Source organism: Staphylococcus xylosus (assembly GCF_002732165.1).
Taxonomy (GTDB): domain Bacteria; phylum Bacillota; class Bacilli; order Staphylococcales; family Staphylococcaceae; genus Staphylococcus; species Staphylococcus xylosus.
Genome location: NZ_MRZO01000009.1, coordinates 38,317 through 61,310 on the forward strand (window position 1 = coordinate 38,317; position 22,994 = coordinate 61,310).

Annotated in this window: 20 protein-coding genes; 6 read left to right on the forward strand and 14 right to left on the reverse strand. The window is 33.1% G+C overall.

Features of this window, described 5'->3' with window-relative positions:
- Positions 1 to 303: an Asp-tRNA(Asn)/Glu-tRNA(Gln) amidotransferase subunit GatC gene (gatC, locus tag BTM19_RS11695; protein ID WP_029378965.1), complete on the reverse strand. Its 303-nt coding sequence runs from the start codon at positions 301 to 303 to the stop codon at positions 1 to 3.
- A 369-nt stretch (positions 304 to 672) separates the two neighbouring features.
- Between gatC and putP the strand changes: the two genes are divergently transcribed.
- Positions 673 to 2,208, forward strand: coding sequence for a sodium/proline symporter PutP (gene putP / locus BTM19_RS11700; RefSeq protein ID WP_029378964.1), 1,536 nt, complete (start codon positions 673 to 675; stop codon positions 2,206 to 2,208).
- Between the two features lie 88 nt (positions 2,209 to 2,296).
- Here the strand turns inward: putP and BTM19_RS11705 are convergent, their stop codons facing one another.
- The 11 genes from BTM19_RS11705 to BTM19_RS11755 form a co-directional block, all read right to left on the reverse strand.
- Complete coding sequence (locus BTM19_RS11705; RefSeq protein ID WP_029378963.1) at positions 2,297 to 3,505, reverse strand: CamS family sex pheromone protein; 1,209 nt, start codon at positions 3,503 to 3,505, stop codon at positions 2,297 to 2,299.
- 12 nt (positions 3,506 to 3,517) lie between these two features.
- A complete protein-coding gene (ligA, locus tag BTM19_RS11710; protein WP_038678849.1) occupies positions 3,518 to 5,521 on the reverse strand; it encodes an NAD-dependent DNA ligase LigA in 2,004 nt (667 codons plus the stop codon).
- Between the two features lie 3 nt (positions 5,522 to 5,524).
- On the reverse strand, positions 5,525 to 7,735 hold the full coding sequence (gene pcrA, locus BTM19_RS11715) for a DNA helicase PcrA (protein WP_069796820.1): 2,211 nt from the start codon (positions 7,733 to 7,735) through the stop codon (positions 5,525 to 5,527).
- Entirely contained in the window at positions 7,732 to 8,424 is a 693-nt protein-coding gene (pcrB, locus tag BTM19_RS11720; protein ID WP_038678851.1) for a heptaprenylglyceryl phosphate synthase, read from the reverse strand. The genes pcrA and pcrB overlap by 4 nt, the downstream gene beginning before the upstream one ends.
- A gap of 116 nt (positions 8,425 to 8,540) precedes the next feature.
- Positions 8,541 to 9,152: a M15 family metallopeptidase gene (locus tag BTM19_RS11725; protein WP_225489542.1), complete on the reverse strand. Its 612-nt coding sequence runs from the start codon at positions 9,150 to 9,152 to the stop codon at positions 8,541 to 8,543.
- A 343-nt stretch (positions 9,153 to 9,495) separates the two neighbouring features.
- Positions 9,496 to 9,798, reverse strand: coding sequence for a YerC/YecD family TrpR-related protein (locus BTM19_RS11730; RefSeq protein WP_017723471.1), 303 nt, complete (start codon positions 9,796 to 9,798; stop codon positions 9,496 to 9,498).
- Positions 9,799 to 9,884: 86 nt separating this feature from the next.
- Entirely contained in the window at positions 9,885 to 11,180 is a 1,296-nt protein-coding gene (purB, locus tag BTM19_RS11735; RefSeq protein WP_029378958.1) for an adenylosuccinate lyase, read from the reverse strand.
- A 221-nt stretch (positions 11,181 to 11,401) separates the two neighbouring features.
- Positions 11,402 to 11,587, reverse strand: a complete 186-nt coding sequence (locus BTM19_RS11740) for an NETI motif-containing protein (RefSeq protein ID WP_029378957.1) — start codon at positions 11,585 to 11,587, stop codon at positions 11,402 to 11,404.
- Positions 11,584 to 12,162 (reverse strand): DUF2179 domain-containing protein, encoded by a 579-nt coding sequence (locus BTM19_RS11745; protein ID WP_017723468.1) that lies wholly within the window; start codon positions 12,160 to 12,162, stop codon positions 11,584 to 11,586. The genes BTM19_RS11740 and BTM19_RS11745 overlap by 4 nt, the downstream gene beginning before the upstream one ends.
- 82 nt (positions 12,163 to 12,244) lie before the next feature.
- A complete protein-coding gene (gene nadE, locus BTM19_RS11750; RefSeq protein ID WP_029378956.1) occupies positions 12,245 to 13,066 on the reverse strand; it encodes an ammonia-dependent NAD(+) synthetase in 822 nt (273 codons plus the stop codon).
- Positions 13,059 to 14,528 (reverse strand): nicotinate phosphoribosyltransferase, encoded by a 1,470-nt coding sequence (locus BTM19_RS11755; protein WP_029378955.1) that lies wholly within the window; start codon positions 14,526 to 14,528, stop codon positions 13,059 to 13,061. The genes nadE and BTM19_RS11755 overlap by 8 nt, the downstream gene beginning before the upstream one ends.
- 242 nt (positions 14,529 to 14,770) lie before the next feature.
- On the opposite strand from BTM19_RS11755, the gene BTM19_RS11760 reads away from it, so the two are divergent.
- Both BTM19_RS11760 and BTM19_RS11765 read left to right on the forward strand, forming a co-directional pair.
- Positions 14,771 to 15,835 (forward strand): nitric oxide synthase oxygenase, encoded by a 1,065-nt coding sequence (locus tag BTM19_RS11760; protein WP_038678856.1) that lies wholly within the window; start codon positions 14,771 to 14,773, stop codon positions 15,833 to 15,835.
- Positions 15,836 to 15,876: 41 nt separating this feature from the next.
- Positions 15,877 to 16,680 carry a prephenate dehydratase gene (locus BTM19_RS11765; RefSeq protein ID WP_038678858.1) on the forward strand — a complete coding sequence of 268 codons (804 nt, stop codon included), beginning with the start codon at positions 15,877 to 15,879 and terminating at the stop codon, positions 16,678 to 16,680.
- Between the two features lie 301 nt (positions 16,681 to 16,981).
- Here the strand turns inward: BTM19_RS11765 and BTM19_RS11770 are convergent, their stop codons facing one another.
- A complete protein-coding gene (locus BTM19_RS11770) occupies positions 16,982 to 18,541 on the reverse strand; it encodes an SLC13 family permease (protein WP_029378952.1) in 1,560 nt (519 codons plus the stop codon).
- A 136-nt stretch (positions 18,542 to 18,677) separates the two neighbouring features.
- Positions 18,678 to 19,766, reverse strand: coding sequence for a glycosyl hydrolase family 28-related protein (locus BTM19_RS11775; protein WP_029378951.1), 1,089 nt, complete (start codon positions 19,764 to 19,766; stop codon positions 18,678 to 18,680).
- A 137-nt stretch (positions 19,767 to 19,903) separates the two neighbouring features.
- On the opposite strand from BTM19_RS11775, the gene BTM19_RS11780 reads away from it, so the two are divergent.
- The 3 genes from BTM19_RS11780 to BTM19_RS11790 all read left to right on the forward strand — a co-directional run bounded on the left by BTM19_RS11780 (position 19,904) and on the right by BTM19_RS11790 (position 22,966).
- Positions 19,904 to 20,455, forward strand: a complete 552-nt coding sequence (locus BTM19_RS11780; RefSeq protein ID WP_029378950.1) for a cysteine hydrolase family protein — start codon at positions 19,904 to 19,906, stop codon at positions 20,453 to 20,455.
- 55 nt (positions 20,456 to 20,510) lie between these two features.
- Positions 20,511 to 21,437, forward strand: coding sequence for a manganese-dependent inorganic pyrophosphatase (locus tag BTM19_RS11785; protein WP_029378949.1), 927 nt, complete (start codon positions 20,511 to 20,513; stop codon positions 21,435 to 21,437).
- 149 nt (positions 21,438 to 21,586) lie between these two features.
- A complete protein-coding gene (locus BTM19_RS11790) occupies positions 21,587 to 22,966 on the forward strand; it encodes an aldehyde dehydrogenase (RefSeq protein WP_029378948.1) in 1,380 nt (459 codons plus the stop codon).
- The last annotated feature ends 28 nt before the right edge of the window (positions 22,967 to 22,994 follow it).

Sequence of the window (22,994 nt, forward strand, 5' to 3'; positions counted from 1 at the left end):
TTAAGCGTCCTCCTCATTCATGATAGATGGTACTTTAAATTGTCCATCTTCCGTCTCTTTAGCATTTTTTAATGCAAGTTCTTGGGGAATGCCCTCGACTGCTTTATCTTCACGTAATACATTTTGTAAATCTAATACATGATATGTTGGTTCAATGTTACTTGTATCCGCTGTATCTATTTGGTTAGCAAAGTTTAAAATACTTTCTAAAGTGTTTTGCATTTCTGCAGTTTCATCTTCAGTAATTTGAAGTCTTGCTAAATTAGCGATGTGTTCAACTTCTTCTCGTGTAACTTTAGCCATTAAATAAAAGCCTCCTTTTTACTCATTCATTACAAAATTGTACCAAAATTCCAGCCAAAAATCTAAGTTTTTCAATAATATACACAAATTAAAGCGATTTAATTTCGCAAGTTGTACTATTTACTTTTTAAAGTTTAATCGATTCATTAACTTTATCTATAGATAACTCATTTTTAATTTGCATAATAAATCACTAAAATTTATAACGAGTGTATCATTACAACAACTATATGTAAGCGCTTAATTATATGTTGTGATAAGTAATATTTCTTTAAAAATAAAAATAGTACTACTCTATTTATAAATTTCATTGTATAATCATTCATGTAAAACAATTTAATAGATAAAGATAAAGGGAGATGATGAACCATGCTGATTTTGGGCACTTCGTTAGCTAATCAAGTTCAAGCGAGTTGGCAGACTTATATTATGATTGTAATATATTTCATTGTACTACTCGTTATTGGTTATTATGGATATAAACAGTCTACAAGTAATTTGAGTGAATTTATGCTTGGAGGCAGAAGTATTGGTCCTTATGTCACTGCTCTTTCAGCTGGGGCATCGGATATGAGTGGTTGGATGATTATGGGATTACCAGGCTCTGTGTATAGCACTGGTCTTTCAGCAATGTGGATTACAATTGGGCTCTCTTTAGGAGCATATGTGAACTACTTTGTCGTAGCTCCTAGGTTAAGAGTTTATACTGAGCTCGCAGGTGATGCAATTACATTACCAGATTTTTTCAAAAATAGACTGAATGATCAAAATAATTATATAAAAATTATTTCTGGTTTAATTATCGTAATTTTCTTCACGCTATATACACACTCTGGTTTTGTTTCAGGAGGTAAATTGTTCGAAAGTGCTTTTGGTTTGAACTATCATTGGGGACTTATTATTGTAGCGGCTATCGTTATATTCTATACCTTCTTTGGAGGTTACTTAGCCGTCTCTATTACAGACTTCTTCCAAGGTGTTATCATGTTAATCGCTATGGTCATGGTACCTATTGTTGCGCTCATAGAGCTCAGCGGTTTAGATACGTTTAGACAAGTAGCTGAAATGAAACCGACTAATATGAATTTATTTAAAGGTACAACCGTATTAGGTATAATTTCATTATTTGCTTGGGGGTTGGGCTATTTTGGTCAGCCACATATCATCGTTAGATTCATGTCTATTAAAACACATAAATTATTACCTAAAGCGAGACGACTTGGTATTAGTTGGATGGTTATAGGTTTGTTAGGCGCTGTAGCGGTCGGGCTTACTGGTATTGCATTTATTTCTGCACGCAATATTCAATTAGAAGACCCTGAAACTCTATTTATTGTCATGAGCCAGATTTTATTCCATCCGCTTGTAGGTGGTTTCTTATTAGCAGCGATATTGGCAGCAATTATGAGTACAATATCTTCTCAGTTACTTGTAACGTCTAGTTCATTAACTGAGGATTTTTATAAATTAATTCGTGGAGAAGATCAAGCCCGAGAACACGAAAAAGAATTCGTGATGGTTGGAAGATTGTCTGTATTGTTAGTAGCCATTGTTGCTATTTGGATTGCTTGGTCTCCAAATGACACCATCTTAAATTTAGTTGGGAATGCATGGGCAGGATTTGGCGCTGCTTTCAGTCCTTTAGTCATCTTCTCCCTATATTGGAAAGGCCTATCACATGCAGGAGCTTTATCTGGAATGATTACAGGTGCAGTAGTCGTTATTATTTGGATTACATGGGTAAAACCTCAAGCTAATATCAATGAGTTATTTGGTATGTATGAAATTATTCCTGGTTTCTTAGCAAGTGTGATTGTAACTTATCTCGTTAGTAAATATACTAAAAAACCGGGGGATTTTGTCGAAAAAGACCTCAACAGGGTCAAGCAAATTATTAAAGAATAAATATGTTCTAATCATTCATATTAATATAAAGACACCCTTAATTGACTTATAGTGACAATTTTGAAGGGTGTCATTTTACACACATTTATTAATTATTATTTTTATAAATATGAACTTGAGGTTCTTTATCACCTTTTGCTTTACTAATTAAGGCTTTTGGATTATTACCATCTTTAATATGAATTTCATATTCATCAATATCATCAAAATATTTTTCTGCTTGTTCCGTTACATACTGCGTAATACCGATTGTTTCTGCTTTACCATAGTAATCAATTGGTACATCGACAGATAATTGTTTCGCTTCTTTTTTATCAAATTTAACCGTTCCGACTGCTTGAGTAAAGTTATTAAAATAAGTTTGTAAATCATCATTAAACTGTTTAAAATCATTATTTAAGTTTTCATCTAAATCAGCCGCTTCTTGTGAAGGTAATAAAACTGTTTTTTGATTAATATCTTTCCAATCATTGATGCGAGTTTTCCCTTCTTCGACAGTTGTACCTGCAATAAACTCTCCAGGTACAATAGAATTTTCACCAGTTTGTCTGTAGATTGCAAAATGGATTGGTATTTCTTTTAATTCTTTATGCTCACGAATTCTAGATAGAATTTCCCCTGCCATTTGCTTACCTTGCTTTTTAATTTCTTTATCATCTAAATCTTTACTATAAGTTTCGCCATCTTTTTCTTTTTGATAATAGTATGTACTATTCATTGCTAAACCTATTGTCATACCTTTGATTTTTTTACCTTTAGTATCACCACTACCATAAAAATCCTGTTCTAAAATGTTAGATAAATAGGCTGGTGAATTTTCAGCGATTTTTTCAGGATCTGTTTCACCATTGTGAGAAGGATTAAGTCCTAAATTTTCATTTGCTTTTTTCTCTTTACGCTCTTCTTCATCCATCTTATCTACTTCAGATTTCGTATACTTCGGACTTAAAAACGCATTAATTGTGGATTTATCTAGGTATTGACCGTCTTGATATAAATATTCGTCTGTTGGAAATACGCTTTTACTTAAATCTAGAAGCCCATTTTCAAAGTCTTCTCCGTTATAACTATTAGCCATATTATCTTGTAATAATCCTCGAGCCTGACTTTCTTTAAAAGGTAAAATTGTTCTGTAGTTATCACCTTGTACATTTTTATCTGTCGCGATTTCTTTTATAGAACCTGATTCTTGTTGCTGTGCGTTATCCTTCGACTTTTCTTTTGGTTTCTCTTCATTTTGACCACATGCTGATAATACAAAAATTGCTGAAATGATTAATATTATCGTTCTTTTCATGCATTATCTCCTCTATCCCTCAATTTCTTTTTGTTTCTGAACAAAATCTTCTTCAGACCAAACATCTGTACCAAATTTTTCTGCTTTAGTCAGCTTAGAACCAGCGTCCTCACCTGCAATAACTAAATCTGTACTTTTAGTAACACTATTAGTTACTTTTGCACCTTGTAACGCTAACCATTTTGATGCTTCATTTCGTGTCATTTGATACAACTTACCAGTTAGAACAATTGTTTTATCTTTAAATTCAGGATGCCCTTCAAGTTCACTTGTCTTAACACCTTTATAAGTCATATTAACATTTTTAACTTTTAATTTTTCAATAAGTGCGCGGATATCTTCATTTTCTAAATAAGTTACTACTGATTGGGCTAATTTATGCCCAATATCATGGATTGCTATCAAATCTTCTTCCGTAACATCGAACAACTTATCCATAGTACTATATTTTTCCGCTATAACTTGACTTGCTTTTACACCTAAATGTCTTATACCCAATCCAAATAATAATTGTTCAAGAGAATTAGACTTTGCTAACTCGATAGCTTTAAGCAGATTATCAATTTTCTTCTCACCCATGCGATCAAGTGGCTCTAAATCTTCTTTCGTAAGGTAGAAAATATCAGCTACATCTTTTATCAATTCATTTTCATATAATTGTTGAATAATTTTTGTACCTAGACCGTCAATGTTCATAGCTTGTCTAGAAACAAAATGTATTAAACCTTCCACTAACTGTGCTTGGCATTTCGGATTGATACAACGTAGTGCAACCTCACCTTCTATCCTTACTAACTCATGATCACAACTAGGACAATGTGTAGGCATATGATATTGCTCTGCGTTTTCAGGACGTCTATCTAACACACTTTTGATAACTTCTGGGATAATATCTCCAGCTTTTTTAATGACAACACTGTCACCAATTCTAATATCTTTCTCATGTATCAAATCTTCATTATGTAAAGAAGCGCGAGAAACAGTAGTTCCTGCAACTTTTACCGGCTCTAATATTGCAGTTGGTGTCACTACACCCGTTCTACCAATGCTTAACTCAATATCTAACAACTCTGTTATTACTTCTTCTGCAGGGAATTTATATGCAATAGCCCAACGCGGTGATTTTTGTGTAAATCCAAGTTCTTCTTGTTGTTCTAAAGCGTTCACTTTAATTACTATACCATCAATATCATATGGTAAGTCTTCCCGTTGCTCTGTCCATTTTTCAATATAAGCCAACACTTCGTCTATCGTTTTAACACGTTGGCGTGCTTGATTTGTTTTAAATCCTAATTGGTCTAACTCATCTAACGCTTCGCTTTGAGTATCTGCATTAAATTGTGTAAAATCATTCACACTATATAAGAAGACGCTTAATTTACGTTTAGCTGCAAGTTTAGAATCTAATTGTCTTAGTGAACCTGCAGCTGCGTTTCTTGGATTTGCAAAAGGTTGTTCATCATTTTCTGCTTTAGCTTCATTCAAATTAAAAAATGATTTTCTAGGCATATATGCTTCACCACGAACTTCAAATGTTCTAGGTTCATTAATTTTTAATGGAATAGCGTGAATGGTTTTTAAGTTTTCTGTTATATCTTCACCTGTAGTACCATCGCCACGTGTTAATCCTTGGACAAATCTTCCGTCTTCATATTTTAACGATACGGCTAAACCGTCTATCTTTAATTCACACATGTACTCTACGTCACCGATGTTGTCACGTATACGTTGATCAAACTTCCTCAAATCTTCTTCGTTAAATGCATTGCCTAAACTAAGCATAGGGGTATCATGTTGCACTTTCTCAAATGTTGATTGCGCACTACCACCTACTCTCACTGTAGGTGAATCCTCTGTTCGATATTCAGGATGAGTTGTTTCAATATCTATTAATTCGTGTAGCAACTTATCATACTCGCTATCAGGAACAGATGGATTATCTTGAACATAATATTCATAGCTATATCGATTTAATAATTCATGTAATTCATTTACACGCGATTGCAAATCAGCCACTTGTTACTCCCCCTTCTTCTCAATTGGTGCAAACTGTGCTAATAAACGTTTCGGTCCTTCTGATTTAAAGATAATATCTAATTCTACTGAGCCATTTTTTTCCTTCACATTACTAACCATACCCTCACCCCATGATTTATGCATCACTTTATCACCAACATTCCAATTAGTTGTTGATTGAGTTTTTCTTGAACTAGTAGTCTTTTGACTATAAGATCTTTTAGCTGGTTGTTTTGTAGCTGATTGGAAACTATTCCCTTTACTTTGAGAACTAGACTTACGCTTAGATTCATTTTCTAATAAATCTTCAGGAATCTCTCTTAAAAATCGAGATGCCATATTAGACTGTGGTCTACCAAATAACATTCTAGATGTAGCGTGTGTTAAGTATAATGTTTCTTCTGCACGTGTAATAGCAACATAACAAATACGTCTTTCTTCTTGCATTTCATGCTCATCATCGCTTTTAATCGCTCTAATGTGTGGAAATAGTGATTCTTCCATACCCATTATAAAAACAATTGGGAATTCTAAACCTTTAGCAGAGTGCATTGTCATCAACGTTATACCGTCTTCAATTTGCGCTTCATCTATATCAGCAACTAATGACAGGTCAGTAAGGAAGTTTATCAAGGATTGTTCTTCTAACGGAGTATTTTCTTCATAATCTTTTGGTACAGACATAAACTCATCAATATTTTCTAATCTACTTCTAGATTCTAACGTTTGCTCACGTTCTAGCATTTCACGATAACCTGATTTTTCTAATACTTCATTTACAATCTCTGTAATTTCTAAAAACTCTTGTTGTTTGATGATGTTTTGCATCATATCGTAAAAAGTAATACATTCTTGTGTTACTTTTTTTGATAAACCAATAAAATCAACTTCTGCTAACGCATCAAACATGCTCAAATCATTTTGAACGGCATAAGCTTGAATTTTATCTACTGAAGATGGACCAATACCACGTTTTGGAATATTGATAACACGACGTAAACTAATATCATCATTACTGTTTGCAATTATTCTTAAATAACTTAATAAATCTTTAATTTCTTTTCTATCGTAGAACTTTTGCCCTCCAACCATAGTATAAGGAATATTAGATTTCATAAAAGTTTCTTCCAGTACACGTGATTGTGCATTGGTACGATATAAAATTGCCATATCTTGATATTTCTTACCATTTCGTTGATGTTTCATGATTTCACGTACGACATATTCTGCTTCATCGCGTTCAGTTGTTGCTTCATAGTAATGGATTTTATCGCCATCTGTATTGCCTGTCCATAATCCCTTAGGTTTACGCTCTGAATTATTTTTAATAACTTCATTTGCTGCATTTAATATGTTTTTAGTAGAACGATAATTTTGTTCTAAGAAAATTGTTTTTGCCTCAGGATAATCTTCTTCAAATGACAAGATGTTTTGGATATCTGCACCACGCCAACCGTAAATTGATTGGTCAGAATCCCCTACTACACATAAATTTTTGAATTTTGATGCTAATAATTTCACCAATGTGTATTGCGCCTTATTCGTATCTTGATATTCATCCACATGGATGTATTGGAATTTGTTTTGGTAATAATCTAATACTTCTGGAACACGCTCAAATAATCGGATTGTGACCATAATTAAATCATCAAAGTCTAGCGCTTCATTTCTTGAAAGTTGACGTTGGTAACCTTTGTATACAGTCGCAACCATTTGAGTATGGTAGTCATTCGCTTCTTTTTGCGCATCTTCAGGTGTCTTTAATTCATTTTTTAAATTGCTAATTGCACCTATAAACATTCTAGGTTCAAATTTCTTACTATCTATATTTTCATTTTTCAAAACATCTTTAATAACTGATTTTTGGTCAGTCGGATCAATAATCGTAAAGTTTCTCTCAATACCGATACGATCTGCGTCTCTTCTAAGAATTCTCACACACATTGAGTGGAATGTTGACATCCAAATAACTTCAGCTTGTTCACCAACTAAAGTTTGGACACGTGCTTTCATTTCCTTAGCTGCTTTATTTGTAAAAGTAATCGCTAAAACGTTATACGGAGACACTCCTTTTTCATCTAACAAATAAGCAATACGGTGTGTTAAGACACGCGTTTTACCTGAACCCGCGCCTGCCATTATAAGTAATGGGCCCTCTGTTGTACGTACTGCCTGGCTTTGTTCATCATTCATTTTATTAACTAATGCATTCATTTATGTGTCTCCTTTATCTTAACTGTTTTTAGTGCTTTATTTATATCTTCATAAATAATGTTGCCGACGATGATTGTATCAGCTACAGAAGCCATTGCCTCTGCTTCTTCATAATCACTAATACCACCACCATAAAATAATTGTGTATTAGATAATGAATTAGCTGCTGCTTCTACCATATCAACTTCTCCATAAACACCACTATATTCAATATACATAACCGGTAATTTATAAATATCATTAATCATTTGTGCATATGCTTCAATATCTTCTGTTGTTATTTGTGTGTTAGCTTGTGTCAATTTTGCCACTTTACAATCGGGATTTAGTACAACATAACCTTCGAATACTATTTCTTCAAAATCGATTAAATACCCATAATTTTTCAGTGCTTCTAAGAGCATACCATTATGAAACTTTACATCCATGCTATTTAACACTGTAGGTATAAAATATAAATCGAACCCTGGCACAATACTCTCTAAATTTGAAAATTCAAATACTAGCGGTACGGAATGAGTCTTAACTTTTTTCATTAAGTGTGAAACATTATCTTCGGTAACATGATCTGTACCACCTATCATAATAGCATCGGTCCCAGATTTACAAATCCGCTCTAAATCCTTGTCATTAATTGACTTTGCAGGATCTAATTTAAAAATATGTTTCCACTTTTTAATCTCATCCATAACATGTTACTCCTTCTTTTAGCATACATTAGATTATATCATTTTTATGCCTTGAGTTCTAAAAATGATGTAGAAAAAACCACTCCGAATTTTCGAAGTGATTTGTTTGTTTAATTTCATTTTTCATTTAAATGATAGTAACTTTCTAAATTAGTATCTTGTTCATCAATAATCTTGGCAAGCGGTTTACCAACATAACGAAGATGCCATGCCTCGTATGCATAACCTGTTTCATGTGATTGACCTTTTGGATACCTAATAATAAAGCCATAGTCTGACGCATTTTGCTCTATCCAGCGACCTTCTTTGGTTTTCTCAAAATCTTTATGAAAATCATCTAACGGTTTATTGGTACCAACATCAAATGCAAGACCTGTTTGATGTTCTGATTGCCCAGGTTTTGCAGTGTATTGATGCGCAACTTTTTTACCATCTTTTTCTTCAAAATCTTTCACTACTTCTTGTTGTTCTCTATAACTTCGATAACCACTAGTAAATTTTAAATCTAATTGGTCTGCTTCACCATTAGCCAATAATTTATTAAGATTTTGTTTCGCGACTTTATCTTCACCTGGCTGGTATTGTGCTGGGAGTTTATACTTTTTATTTACAATCACGTGACCATTCACACGTGTAACTCCTTGTGTTTTACTAATGATTGGCAATGCATTGGTAGGTTTTACAATACTCGATTTAGTGGGTGTGTATGGATTTGAAAATACTGCCAAACATATTCCAACTATAAGGGCTAACAGGAATAACATTATCAGGCTAAATAATATTATTAGCCCAAATAACAATTTTTTGAACATATCGTTACTTCCTTTCATTCAATTCCACAAGTCAGTTCATTGATTATTATATTTATTTCATTGTTACATATCAATTGCCTCACTTTCCTTTTATAAACATTTACATCAGGTTTCAAAATGTACTTACAGTTGAAAAGGACTGTTTTATAGTGCAAATAATATTTCTTATTAAAACAAAAAAGCTAACGACAAAGATGTAAAACATCTTATCGTTAGCTCAACTAAGCCTAATCTTTTATTTTTCTAATTTGCGAAATCGTTAATCGGCCGTTTCTATATTCATGCGCTCTAGAATCATCGTATAAGCATCATTACCCCATTGCAATGATCTTTTTACACGTGAAATAGTTGCAGTTGATGCACCAGACTCTTGTTCAATTGTTGCGTACGTATAGCCTTGTTTAATCATTTTCGCTACTTGTAACCGCTGTGATAATGACTGAATTTCATTAACAGTGCATAAATCATCAAAGAACTGATAACATTCTTCTCTATTTTCTAGTGTTAAAATAGCATCAAACAATTCATCTAATGCTTTCCCTTTTAATTTTTCTATTTGCATTTAAAACAACCCCTGTATTTTTCAATTTAATCTCAGTTTAACGTACTAATACATTAAAGTGTAACGATTTCACTTGAAAAATTCAATTATTCTAAACCGGCTCTTTGGAAAATTGTATCTACTTGGTTTAAATGATGCTTCGGATTAAAGCATTCATCTAAATCTTCTTTAGTCAATAACTCTGTAATTGACTCATCCTGTTCGATTAAAGTTCTAAACGGCGTTTTTGTTTCCCATGATTCCATAGCCTTTGGTTGTACTTTATCATATGCAGCTTCACGAGCCAAACCTTTATTGATTAAGGCAAGTAATACTCGTTGTGAATAAATTAAACCAAATGTTTTATCTATATTATCAAGCATATTATCTTCAAATACTGTTAATCTTTCTACAATATTTGTGAAACGATTTAATCCATAATCTAAGGCAATTGTAACATCCGGCAACATAATACGTTCTGCAGATGAATGTGAAATATCACGTTCATGCCATAGTGGTACGTTCTCATATGCAGTTGTTACGTATCCTCTAATCACACGTGCGATACCAGTAATGTTTTCTGAACCAATTGGGTTACGTTTATGTGGCATTGCAGAAGATCCTTTTTGACCTTTCGCGAATGCTTCTTCTACTTCACGAGTTTCAGTTTTTTGCAAGTTACGTATTTCTACAGCGAATTTTTCCATTGATGTACCAATTAAAGCAAGTGTTGCAATGTAATAAGCATGGCGATCACGTTGTAATGTTTGTGTTGAAACTGCCGCTGTGTCTAGACCTAAATGTTCACAAACATATGCTTCAATTTCAGGCGGGATATTTGCAAAAGTACCTACTGCACCACTCATTTTACCAACTTCTATTTCTTCTCTTACACGCTTGAAACGTTCTAAATTACGTTTCATTTCTGTGTACCATAATGCCATCTTAACACCAAATGTTGTTGGTTCAGCATGTACGCCATGTGTGCGTCCCATCATTAATGTATATTTATAGTCTTTTGCTTTTTTCGCCAATACTTCAATAAAACGCTCTAAATCTTTTTCAATAATATCGTTCGCTTGTTTAATAACATAACTTAATGCAGTATCTACAACATCTGTTGATGTCAGACCGTAGTGGACCCATTTACGTTCCTCACCAAGCGTTTCTGATACTTGTCTTGTAAATGCAACGACATCATGACGTGTTTCTTGTTCAATTTCTTGTGCACGTGCCACATCAACCTTGGCATTTTGACGTATTTTTTTTACATCTTCTGTAGGTATATCTCCTAATTTACTCCACGCTTCACACGCAAGGATTTCCACCTCTAACCACGCCTCATAGCGGTTTTGATCAGTCCAAATATTAGACATTTCTTCTCTAGAATAACGTTCAATCATTGAAATAAGCTCCTATCATACATAAATTTTGTTAGTATTACGCCTTAAAACATGTACATTAAAACATAATTTTTAATAAAAGTTCGTGTTTATCCTTTTCACTATTAGTTAACAGAATTCTTGTAAAAAGTATAAACCTTTTCAACTATCTGTATAAAAAAATTAAGCGCCGATAAAAACAACCGTTATGGACATGTTATTCCATAACGGTTTGCCAATCATTATTGTAAAATTTTACCAACAAATTCTATTTCTTGTTTATAAACTTCGAAAGTTCCATCTTTATTCTCTTTATAAAGTGGTTTTTCAAAGCGCTTCACAGGTGTATATCCTGCGTCACGCATGCGTTGCAAACAATCTTGAATTGTCTCATTTTCTTCTACTTTAAATTTTTGCTGTTTTTTCATATACTTTCAACTTCATCCGTATCATATTGTTTAAGTTTTTTACTTCTGACACCTTTCGCCCAGAAACCGCCGTGAATTGTACGAGGCTCATACGCTACGATAAAGGCTTTTTCATCTATTTGCTTAATGGTCTCTATTAATTTAAATTCAAAACGTCTTGGTGTTAAAATTTGTAAGATTAATCGATTTCCATCACGACCATATGCTGTGTAGTGCGTTACACCATAACCTAAATCTCTTAATTGTCGTGGTAAATCTAACTCATATTCAGATGAGGTAACGTTAACGACAGTATAACCTAGCGCTAATTTCTCTTCTATTTTCATACCTACAATAATCCCAATTGAAAATCCAAACGCATATGCGAACACATTTTGAATTTGGTCTAAACTAGACATTACCATACCTAATCCAACGACATACACAAGAACTTCTAAAAAACTGACAATTGCAGCTACATAGCGATAACCTTTAAGTGTTAATATTGTTCTCATTGTAAGACACGTTACATAGGCAACGTTTATAATAAAAATCGCTAAAACCATTAACCATGGATTAGATGTTATCACTGACATGACCATTTTCCTTTCTGCTATTAAATTCAAGTTATTTTACCAACATCTTTTTATTTTGTCACTAAAAATATTTGGAACTTAATTAATTTTTTGGCCAAGTATATCTTGTATATGCTAACTCTCTTTTATGTGCAGTTTTAATATAATGGTTTTCTATTGTAGTCTTTGCATCACTAGGTACTGATTTACCTTCTAAATAATCATCGATATCATTATAGCTTACACCTAGCGCTTCCTCATCAGGTAACTGGGGTTTATCTTCTTCTAAATCAGCAGTAGGAACTTTTTCATAAAGATGCTTTGGTGCACCCAAGTATTTTAATAATTGCTTGCCTTGTCTTTTATTTAAACCAAATAATGGCGCAATATCAGCAGCACCATCTCCATATTTAGTATAAAAACCCGTTATATTCTCGGCAGAATGATCTGTGCCTACAACGATACCTTTTTTGTTAGATGCGATTGAATATTGAACCTTCATGCGCTCTCTAGCTTTCTCATTTCCTTTTTGAAAATCAGTTAATGTAATTCCGGCATCTTTAAGTGATTGAACACTTTGATCCACTGCAGGTTTAATATTTATAGTTTTGATTTCATCTGGCTGAATATAGGTTAATGCGTCTTCAACCTCTGAAGCATCTTTTTGCTCACCATAAGGTAACTTAACAGCTATAAATTCACATAAATTCCCTTCTTCTCTTAATTCTTCTACTGCCATTTGGCACAATTTCCCTGCTAATGTCGAATCTTGACCGCCTGAAATTCCTAATACTAATGCTTGTACAAATGAATGGGATTGTATATAACTTTTTATAAAGTGAACAATCTGTTTTGTTTCAACTTTACTTTCAATCTCAGGTTTCACTTTCATTTCTCTAACAACAATATCTTGTAGGTTACTCATTTTCTTCCTCCATCTCTTTAACATGTTCAGCAACTTCAAAAATACGTTTGTGTTTATTTTCCCAACACGCTGTACTTAAGTCTACTGGATACTCTTGTGGATTTAAATGACGTTTATTTTCATCCCATAAGTAATTAAGACTATTTCTTAGATACGTTTGCGCCTCACCCTCACTTGGCATTTCATAAACTAGTTGACCATTTTTAAAAATATCATGATGTAAATCTTTTGCGATAAATGTTTTTATAAATTTCATTTTATAAGTATGAACTGGATGGAATAGTTTTAAAGGCGATTCTTCATATGGATCCTCATGTTCGAGCGTAATATAGTCACCTTCAGCTTTATTTGTTTTTTTATTGATAATACGGTAAACATTTTTTTTACCTGGTGTTGTAACTTTTTCGGCATTATTAGAAAGTTTAATACGATCCACATACTCACCGTTACCATCTTCTACTGCTACCAATTTATATACTGCGCCTAATGCAGGTTGATCAAACCCAGTAATGAGTTTTGTTCCAACACCCCATGAATCAACTTTTGCACCTTGTGATTTTAAACTCGTAATCGTCTGCTCATCTAAATCATTCGAAGCGATAATTTTAGCATCTGGAAAACCGGCTTCATCGAGCATACGACGTGCTTCTTTCGATAAATATGCTATATCTCCAGAATCCAAACGAATGCCGACGAAATTAATTTTATCACCTAATTCTTTAGCGACTTTAATTGCTGTTGGCACTCCAGATTTCAATGTGTGGAACGTATCCACTAAGAATACACAATCTTTATGACGCTCAGCATATTTTTTAAATGCAATATATTCATCACCATATGTTTGTACCATGGCATGTGCATGTGTACCTGAAACTGGAATACCAAATAGTTTTCCCGCTCGCACATTACTTGTAGAATTAAATCCACCAATGTAAGCTGCTCGAGCTCCCCATAATGCTGCATCCGCTTCTTGTGCTCGACGCGTACCAAATTCCATTAGCATATCTTCATGTGCTACTTGTCTAATTCTACTCGCCTTTGTTGTTATCAATGTATGGAAATTAACAATATTTAATAGCATCGTTTCTATTAATTGTGCTTGTATTAACGGCGCCTCGACTCTTAGTAACGGTTCATTACCAAAGCAAAGCTCCCCTTCTTGCATTGAACGGATATTGCCAGTAAATTTCAATTTTTTTAAATAACTTAGAAAATCTTGTTGGTAACCAATAGATTTTAAATAATCGATATCTGATTCTGAAAATTGAAAACTATTAACGTAATCAATGACACGTTTCAATCCATTAAAAACAGCATAGCCACTATCAAATGGCATATTTCTAAAATATAGATCAAATACTGCCATACGTTCATGAATCCCATCATTCCAATAACTTTCTGCCATATTTATTTGATATAAATCATTATGCAATACTAACGTATCGTCTTCAAATTGGTACACAACCATCTCTCCAATCGGCTTTTCCATTAGTTTAGCATAAAAGAAAGCTTGATAGCACATGAAAAAGGACTTAAATATACTGGAAAAATTCAACATAAGATTATATTTTTTTCACATACTATTTAATCTATGATTTAAATTTGTTTAAAATGTGACATGACTAACGACAATGTCGTGACATTTATATGATATAAGATTATAAAATCTTAAAAATGATTTATAATCTATATTGAGGTGTTTATATGTTAAAAGAAGCGAAATCCTTCATCGACACAATGTATAGAGAATTAAATTATGATGATCAAAGTATTTCAAAAAGAATTAGAGAAATTGAATATGCCATTGAAGCAACCGGAACTTATGAACATACCGCCGAAGAATTAACTTATGGAACGAAAATGGCCTGGCGAAATTCTAATCGCTGTATTGGACGATTTTTTTGGGATTCATTAACTGTTGTCGATGCAAGACACATACAATCTGAAAATGACTTTATTAACGCAATTGAAAATCATATCGCAATAGCGACAAATAACGGAAAAATAAAACCTTATATCACAATATTTTCGAAGGATGATCCTCCTCAAATATATAATAATCAGTTAATCAGATATGCAGGTTATGAAGATATAGGGGATCCTGCAGAAAAAAGTATTACTAAACTTGCTGAACATCTTGGTTGGCAGGGTTCACATACTGACTTCGATATTTTACCTTTAATCTATAAAATGCCTAATGGCACAATGAAATATCATAACTATCAACCACACTTGATCAAAGAAGTTACAATTGAACATGATCATTTTCCAAAATTACAGCAACTTGGATTAAAATGGTATGCGGTACCAATCATATCAAGCATGGATCTAAAGATTGGTGGAATTACATATCCAACCGCCCCCTTTAATGGTTGGTATATGGTAAACGAAATAGCTGTACGTAATTTCACAGATTCTTATCGTTATAATTTATTAGAAAGTGTTGCAGAAGCGTTTGAATTTGATACACTAAAGAATAATTCTTTCAATAAAGATCGCACACTTGTCGAATTGAATTATGCAGTTTATCATTCATTTAAAAAATCTGGGGTATCTATTGTTGATCATCTCACTGCATCAAAGCAATTTGAAAGATTCGAATTAAACGAAACAAGAAATGGTAGAGAAGTTACTGGTAAATGGTCATGGCTAGCTCCTTCCCTGTCACCCACATTAGTTTCCAATTATCATCACGGATATAAAAATGTTATGAAAGAGCCTAATTTCTTTTATAAAAAAACAGAAGCTACTGGTTGTCCATTTCATTAACGACCCTACCACACACACATATAAACAAGGGGTAACGTCAAATGAAACTTTATTATTTAGGTCCAAAAGGGACTTTTTCGTATTTAGCTGCAACTCAATACCAATCAGAAACAGACATAGATTATGTATCAAAATCTAATTTATATGAAGTAGTCACTGCTGTATCTGAAGATGACGATAGCATAGCAGTTGTGCCAATTGAAAATTCTATAGAAGGTACTATCAATATCGTTGCCGATGCATTAACACAACAAAATATTTATGCACAAGGCGAGCTCCATCTAGATATTCAATTTGCACTATATGGTGTTGACGGCGCTTCTGTTAACGATATTTCAAAAGTTTATTCTATTGGGCCTGCCATTAGTCAAACTAGTAAATATATTCAATCACATGGTTTCGAGATTGATTATGTAGATAGTACAATTAAAAGCTTAGATATGATTAAGAATGGTGTCGGTGCTATAGCACCGCTGGGTAGTGGAGAAGCCTATAGTTACACACCTATAGAGCAAAATATAGAAGATTATCCTCATAACGTTACTCGCTTTTTAGTCGTTAGTAATCAACCACGTCATATAGAAAATGCTAGCGATACTATGTTACTTATAACCCCACAGTTCGATAAACCAGGGTTATTAGCTAGTATCTTAAACACTTTTGTATTGTTTAACATAAATTTATCATGGATAGAGTCTAGACCATTAAAAACTCAACTAGGCATGTATCATTTTTTTGTCCAAGCAGACACACCAATAACAGAAGATTTATCTAAAGTAATTAAAATTCTCAACACTTTAGATTTCCAAGTTACTATCATCGGTTCATTTAATAAATTGAATTAGCACAACCTAATAAGCAACAAGATACCTGACGATTAATATTATATTTAAAAATGCTATTAAATTGCGTTGTCTATCGTCAAAAAAATTATTCAATAAATAGATACCGCGATACCGACATCGTCTCACCTGATGATGTCGATTTTTTTGTATCTTTCATATTCACCAAATTTTGAACAATTATTATTCATATAAATAAAAAAATTAACTTGATATGTTATTAAAAAGGCACACCGTAGCAAAGTTACGTTGAGTAACTTCGATACGATATGCCTTCAGTATTATATAAATGATTCTTATTTTATTATTTCAATGGTAATGGTTTTGTAACATCAATACCTAACACTGGTGGTACTAAGAAATACACAACCAATACAACAATTATAATACTTAATAAATTAACCCAAACACCAACGGATGCCATTCTTTTGATACCAATCTTCCCCGTTCCAAATACGATAGCGTTTGGTGGTGTTCCAACTGGTAACATATATGCACAATTGGCAGCCATAGCTGCTGGTACCATAAGTAATAATGGATGCACATTTACTGCAACAGAGAGTGTTGCCAAAATTGGTAAAATCATTGTTGCGGTTGCCGTATTAGAAGTTATTTCTGTTAAGAACAATACAAAAATAGTAATAACGATAACTATAATTAATGGACTCACACCTTCAATAAGTCTCAATTGTTCACCTAGCCATTTTGCTAGCCCACTTTCGGATATGCCTTTTGCTAATGCTAAACCGCCACCAAACAGTATTAAAACGCCCCAGGGCAATTCTTTAGCAACTTCCCAATCTATAATCCTCTTATGTTTTTCTTTGTTTTTAGCAGGAATAAGAAATAACAAAACAGATATAAACATTGCAATTGTGCCATCAGCTACTTCAGAAGTATATGACCAATGCTTTAATAAAAATTCTCTGCTTATCCACAATGTACTAGCAAGTAAAAAGACTATTAAGACCATTTTTTCCTCATACTTCATATTTCCTAGCTCATTTAACTTTTGTTTAATTAAATTTTGTCCACCTGGCAATTCTTTCATTTCATGTTTGAATGCAATGTAACGAATATACCCCCAAACTAAGAGTAATAAAACAAGAACTGTAGGTACACCAATAATCATCCATTTAGCAAAACTAATTTCTTCGCCAAACGCCGATTGGTATTGTCCTTTCAGAATAATTAGAGGTGGCGTACCAATCAACGTTCCAAGTCCTCCTATTGTTCCTGCATACCCAATTGCAAGCACGAGTGACTGTTCAAATTTAGATAGACTTTCGGATTTAGTGTTTTCACTTTTCAACTCATTTGCTTCTTTAATAATCGCCAAACCTATCGGAATCATTATCATAACTGCGGCCGTATTTGAAACAAACATAGACAAAAATGCAGTAGCAATCATAAAACCAAATAAAATCTTCCCAGTACTAGTTCCAAGCGTGTTAATAATAGTTAAAGCAACACGAGTATGTAAATTCCATCTTTCCATCGCTATTGCTAAAATAAAACCACCTAAGAATAAGAAAATAATATCATTACCATATTGAGCTGAAACTTCTTCTGGATTCAACACATGACCAATTGGTAATAAAATCAATGGTAATAAACTAGTTGCAGCAATAGGTATCGCTTCAGTAATCCACCAAGTCGCTATCCAAAGTGTGATTGCTAAAACATAAATTCCCTTACCTGATAAATCATCCGGATGAAATAGCAATAACGTTAACGCAAATAATAATGGCCCCAATATTAAACCTGTTAATTGACCGGCATTATATGACTTCTTTTCTTTTTTGTTTGAAAAAAACGTCAAATAATGCGATCGTCTCTTATCCCCTTTATTCAAATCGTTCATCATGTCTTCCCCCTTTTAATTATTATCTGAATATTCATAATAATTTATTAGAGTATAACATAATACATTTTAAATAGGGTTAGTATTTTTAATCACTTACATAAAGAATATTTATGATTTTATTTCAAAAATATAATCACTCTACACGGACTTTTTTTATTTTAATATCATTATAACTATTATTAAATAGCAATAATGATTCTATATCTTGTAAATGCATACTTTGTGATGAGTCATCAAAACTATTGTCAGCTATGAGTACAGTTTGATGTTTAATCTTATTATAGCTTTGAATACGTATCGATTCTTTACTCATTTTTCCAACAAAACTATTTTGATAAATATTTAAATTGCTGCCGGCTTGCGTTCCACGTTCTTTACCTTTTAAGTCTTTAGCATTTTTACCGTCTTTAACCGCTAAAAACCTTATACCGCCATCACAATTTTTAAATATATTGTGATGAATATAAGTATCTTTTGATTTCAGTGGTGTGAGTGCGTATTGGTTCAGACCATCAAATGTATTATAGCGTATATGGATATTTTGATAGTATTGATCATAACGACTGGCATGTGAGCCTATTGCACGATTCCATGTTTGCATTGTTAGTGTATCTGAATTACCAAAATAACAGTGCTCTATAATTACATTTTTAGTAATTGTTCCATCGGTAGCACCAAATTTAGGAAAAGCACCTGGTACCTGTATATCTATCTGAACTGCTTCAGAGAAAAATCGTGTTCCATCAAGATCTCTAAATCCTAAAAACTTACAATTATTGATATACAATCCATTGATACCACACGCATCTATACAATGCCCTCCTACAACATCTTTAAAAGTTACATTTTGTATCTGAATATCTTCTGCGTGTCCCATGCACATCGTTGTATTATTGTATGGGTATTTGAAACCATTCATATCAAATGTACCACCTGATATGTGAATATGACTATTACCTTTATACCCATAATACAATTTGAATCTGCGTCCATTTTTCAACAATGTATCTTTTCCACATCTTTTAAGTACTGCCGCTTCATCTAATAATAGTGTTGTTGAATCATATATAACCAGTGGTTTGCGTATATGATACTCGCCTTCTGGTACGAATATCGTCGTTGGTTTATGCTTCTTAGCATAATTTAGCGCTTTTTGTAATGCTCTTGTATCTGTGTATTTACTCTTTCCTTTTAAACCAAATTTTTTTGCATTAATTATCATATACTAATTCCTTTCTGAGCTATTACTTTATAATATACAAAAATGATATCTTTTAAACCCATTTACACTCCCTTTATTGATTGAGCGACTTAGTATATAATTACCTTTATATTGTTTATTGGGAGTGTTTTTATCTTATGAAAAAAAGCGCATTAATCGTTGTTGACTACTCGAATGACTTTGTAGCAGACAACGGGAAATTAACTTGTGGCCTTCCAGGTCAGCAGATTGAAAATTATATTGTTGAACGAATTGAAGCGTACAATAAAAAACAACACGATATCTTTTTCATGATGGATTTACATTATGAAGAAAATAAATATCACCCAGAAAGTAATTTATTCCCTCCACATAATATTATTGGTACTGTTGGCAGAGAACTGTACGGCAAAGTAAATGATATCTATCAAAATATTTTGTTTAATGATCACATACATTACCTAGATAAAACACGTTATGATGCTTTCTGTGGAACCTCTTTGGATATAATGCTAAGAGAGAGGAATATTACACATTTAGAATTTGTCGGTGTATGTACTGATATTTGCGTGCTTCATTCAGCAATTAGTGCTTATAATCTAGGGTACGCAATAACTATTTCACATCGTGGGGTCGCTTCCTTTAATCCTTCGGGTCACGCGTGGGCTTTAGATCATTTTAAAAATTCACTAGGTGCTGTAGTAGAATAACGATGCAAAATCGTGCTAGAATAATAATAACTACATAAATAAGGAGAATTTAGATATGGCAAAAACTTATATTTTCGGACATAAAAATCCAGACACAGACGCAATTTCATCTGCTATTATCATGGCAGATTTCGAACAACAAACAGGTAATACTGAAGCTACTGCATACCGTTTAGGTGAAGTAGGACCTGAAACACAATATGCTTTAGATCATTTTAATGTAACTGCACCAGAGTTACTTAACGATGATTTATCCGATCAAAAAGTAATATTAGTAGACCATAATGAATTCCAACAAAGTGCTGATTCAATTAATGGCGCTACAATTCACCATGTGGTCGATCATCACAGAATTTCTAACTTTGAAACGGCTGCACCATTATACTACCGTTCCGAGCCAGTTGGTTGTACAGCTACAATTTTATACAAAATGTATCAAGAACGCGGTTTTGAAATCAAACCAGAAATTGCTGGATTAATGGTATCAGCAATTATCTCTGATAGCCTATTATTCAAATCACCTACTTGTACAGAAGAAGATGTAAAAGCAGCTGAAGCGTTAAAATCAATTGCTGGTGTTGACTTAGAAAGTTATGGTTTAGAAATGTTAAAAGCTGGCGCTTCTACTAAAGAAAAATCAGCAACAGACATTTTAACTATGGACGCGAAGTCATTCAACATGGGTGACTATGTAACACGTATCGCACAAGTTAATACTGTTGATATTGATGAAGTATTTGCACGTCAAGAAGAGTTAGAAAAAGAAATGTTAGAAGTAAGTGCTAATGAAAAATATGATTTATTTGTATTAGTAGTTACAGACATTATTAATAGTGACTCTAAAATCTTAGTCGTTGGTGCAGAGAAAGATAAAGTTGGTATTGCTTTCAATGTAGAGCTTGATAACAATACTGCATTCTTACCTGGTGTTGTATCACGTAAGAAACAAGTAGTTCCTCAAATCACAGAGGCTTTAAACTAGTCAAAAGCCTTTAAGTTACTACAGTTTTAAGGTAATTTTAATTAAATATCTAGATTTAAACATTCATTATACTGGAGCATAGTTCATATGTTCCAGTTTTTTATCACTTATACCTACGAAACACATCTATCATACTAGGAGGAATATATTTGAATTCAATAGAGCAAACTTTCCACAATAGTACTCAATATTTTAAAACACACGTGACTAAAGATTTAAAATTTAGAAGAAAACAGCTTAAACTTTTGGGTAAAAGTATCAAAAATCATGAAGCCGCCTTATTAGAGGCCTTTCAAAAAGATTTAGGTAAGAATAAAGTTGAAGCTTATGCTACTGAAATTGGTTTCACTTTAAAAAGTATTAAAAATGCTCGTAAAGAACTCAAAAATTGGGCTAAAAGAAAACAAGTCAATACGCCTATTTATATGTTTCCAACTAAAAGCTATATCATAAAAGAGCCTTATGGCACAGTTTTAATAATTGGACCTTTTAATTATCCCTTCCAATTACTAATTGAGCCACTTATTGGTGCTATAGCAGCTGGAAATACTGCCATACTCAAACCTTCTGAATTCACGCCAAACGTTTCAGAAGTTATTAAACGTGTAATCGAAGATGTATTCGATCCTGAATACATTAGTATTTGTGAAGGTGATGCTGAAACTACGCAATCATTAATCCGGTTACCATTTGATTATATCTTTTTCACTGGTAGCGAACAAGTTGGTAAAATTGTGTATCAAGCAGCGAGTAAAAATTTAACTCCTGTAACGTTAGAACTTGGCGGTAAGTCTCCAGTAATCATTGATGAAACAGCAAACATTAAAGTTGCAAGCGAACGTATCAGTTTTGGTAAATTTACAAATGCTGGACAAACTTGTGTTGCTCCTGACTATATACTTGTGAATCGTAAAGTTAAGGATGAATTAATCGCTGCGCTTAAAAAAACCATTACCGAATTTTATGGTAATAACATTCAAGAAAGCCCTGATTTTGGACGTATTGTAAACCATAAACATTTTAGTCGTTTAGATAATTTATTAAAGGTTCATCATGCTGAGATTGTCTTTGGTGGTGGATCAAATGAAGATGAAAGGTACATTGCTCCTACACTGTTAGATGGGATTACTTTTAACGCTAAAATAATGGAAGACGAAATTTTTGGTCCTATTTTACCAATTATTACGTACGATGATTTCGATGAAGCTATTGATTTAATACGTTCCAAACCTAAACCACTAAGCTTATATTTGTTTAGTGAAGATGAAAATGCAACAGAGCGTGTATTAAATGAAATATCATTTGGCGGTGGCGCAATTAACGATACCTTGATGCAATTAGCAAATTCAAACTTACCATTTGGTGGTGTTGGCGCTTCTGGCATTGGTCAATATCATGGTAAATACAGTTTCGATACGTTTAGCCATGACAAATCATATATTTTTAAATCAACTCGACTTGAATCTAGTTTGTTGTTTCCACCATATAAAGGGAAATTTAAATATATTAAAGCTTTCTTTAATAAGTAACTCTATTTATGGAAGTTCTAAAGCAAAA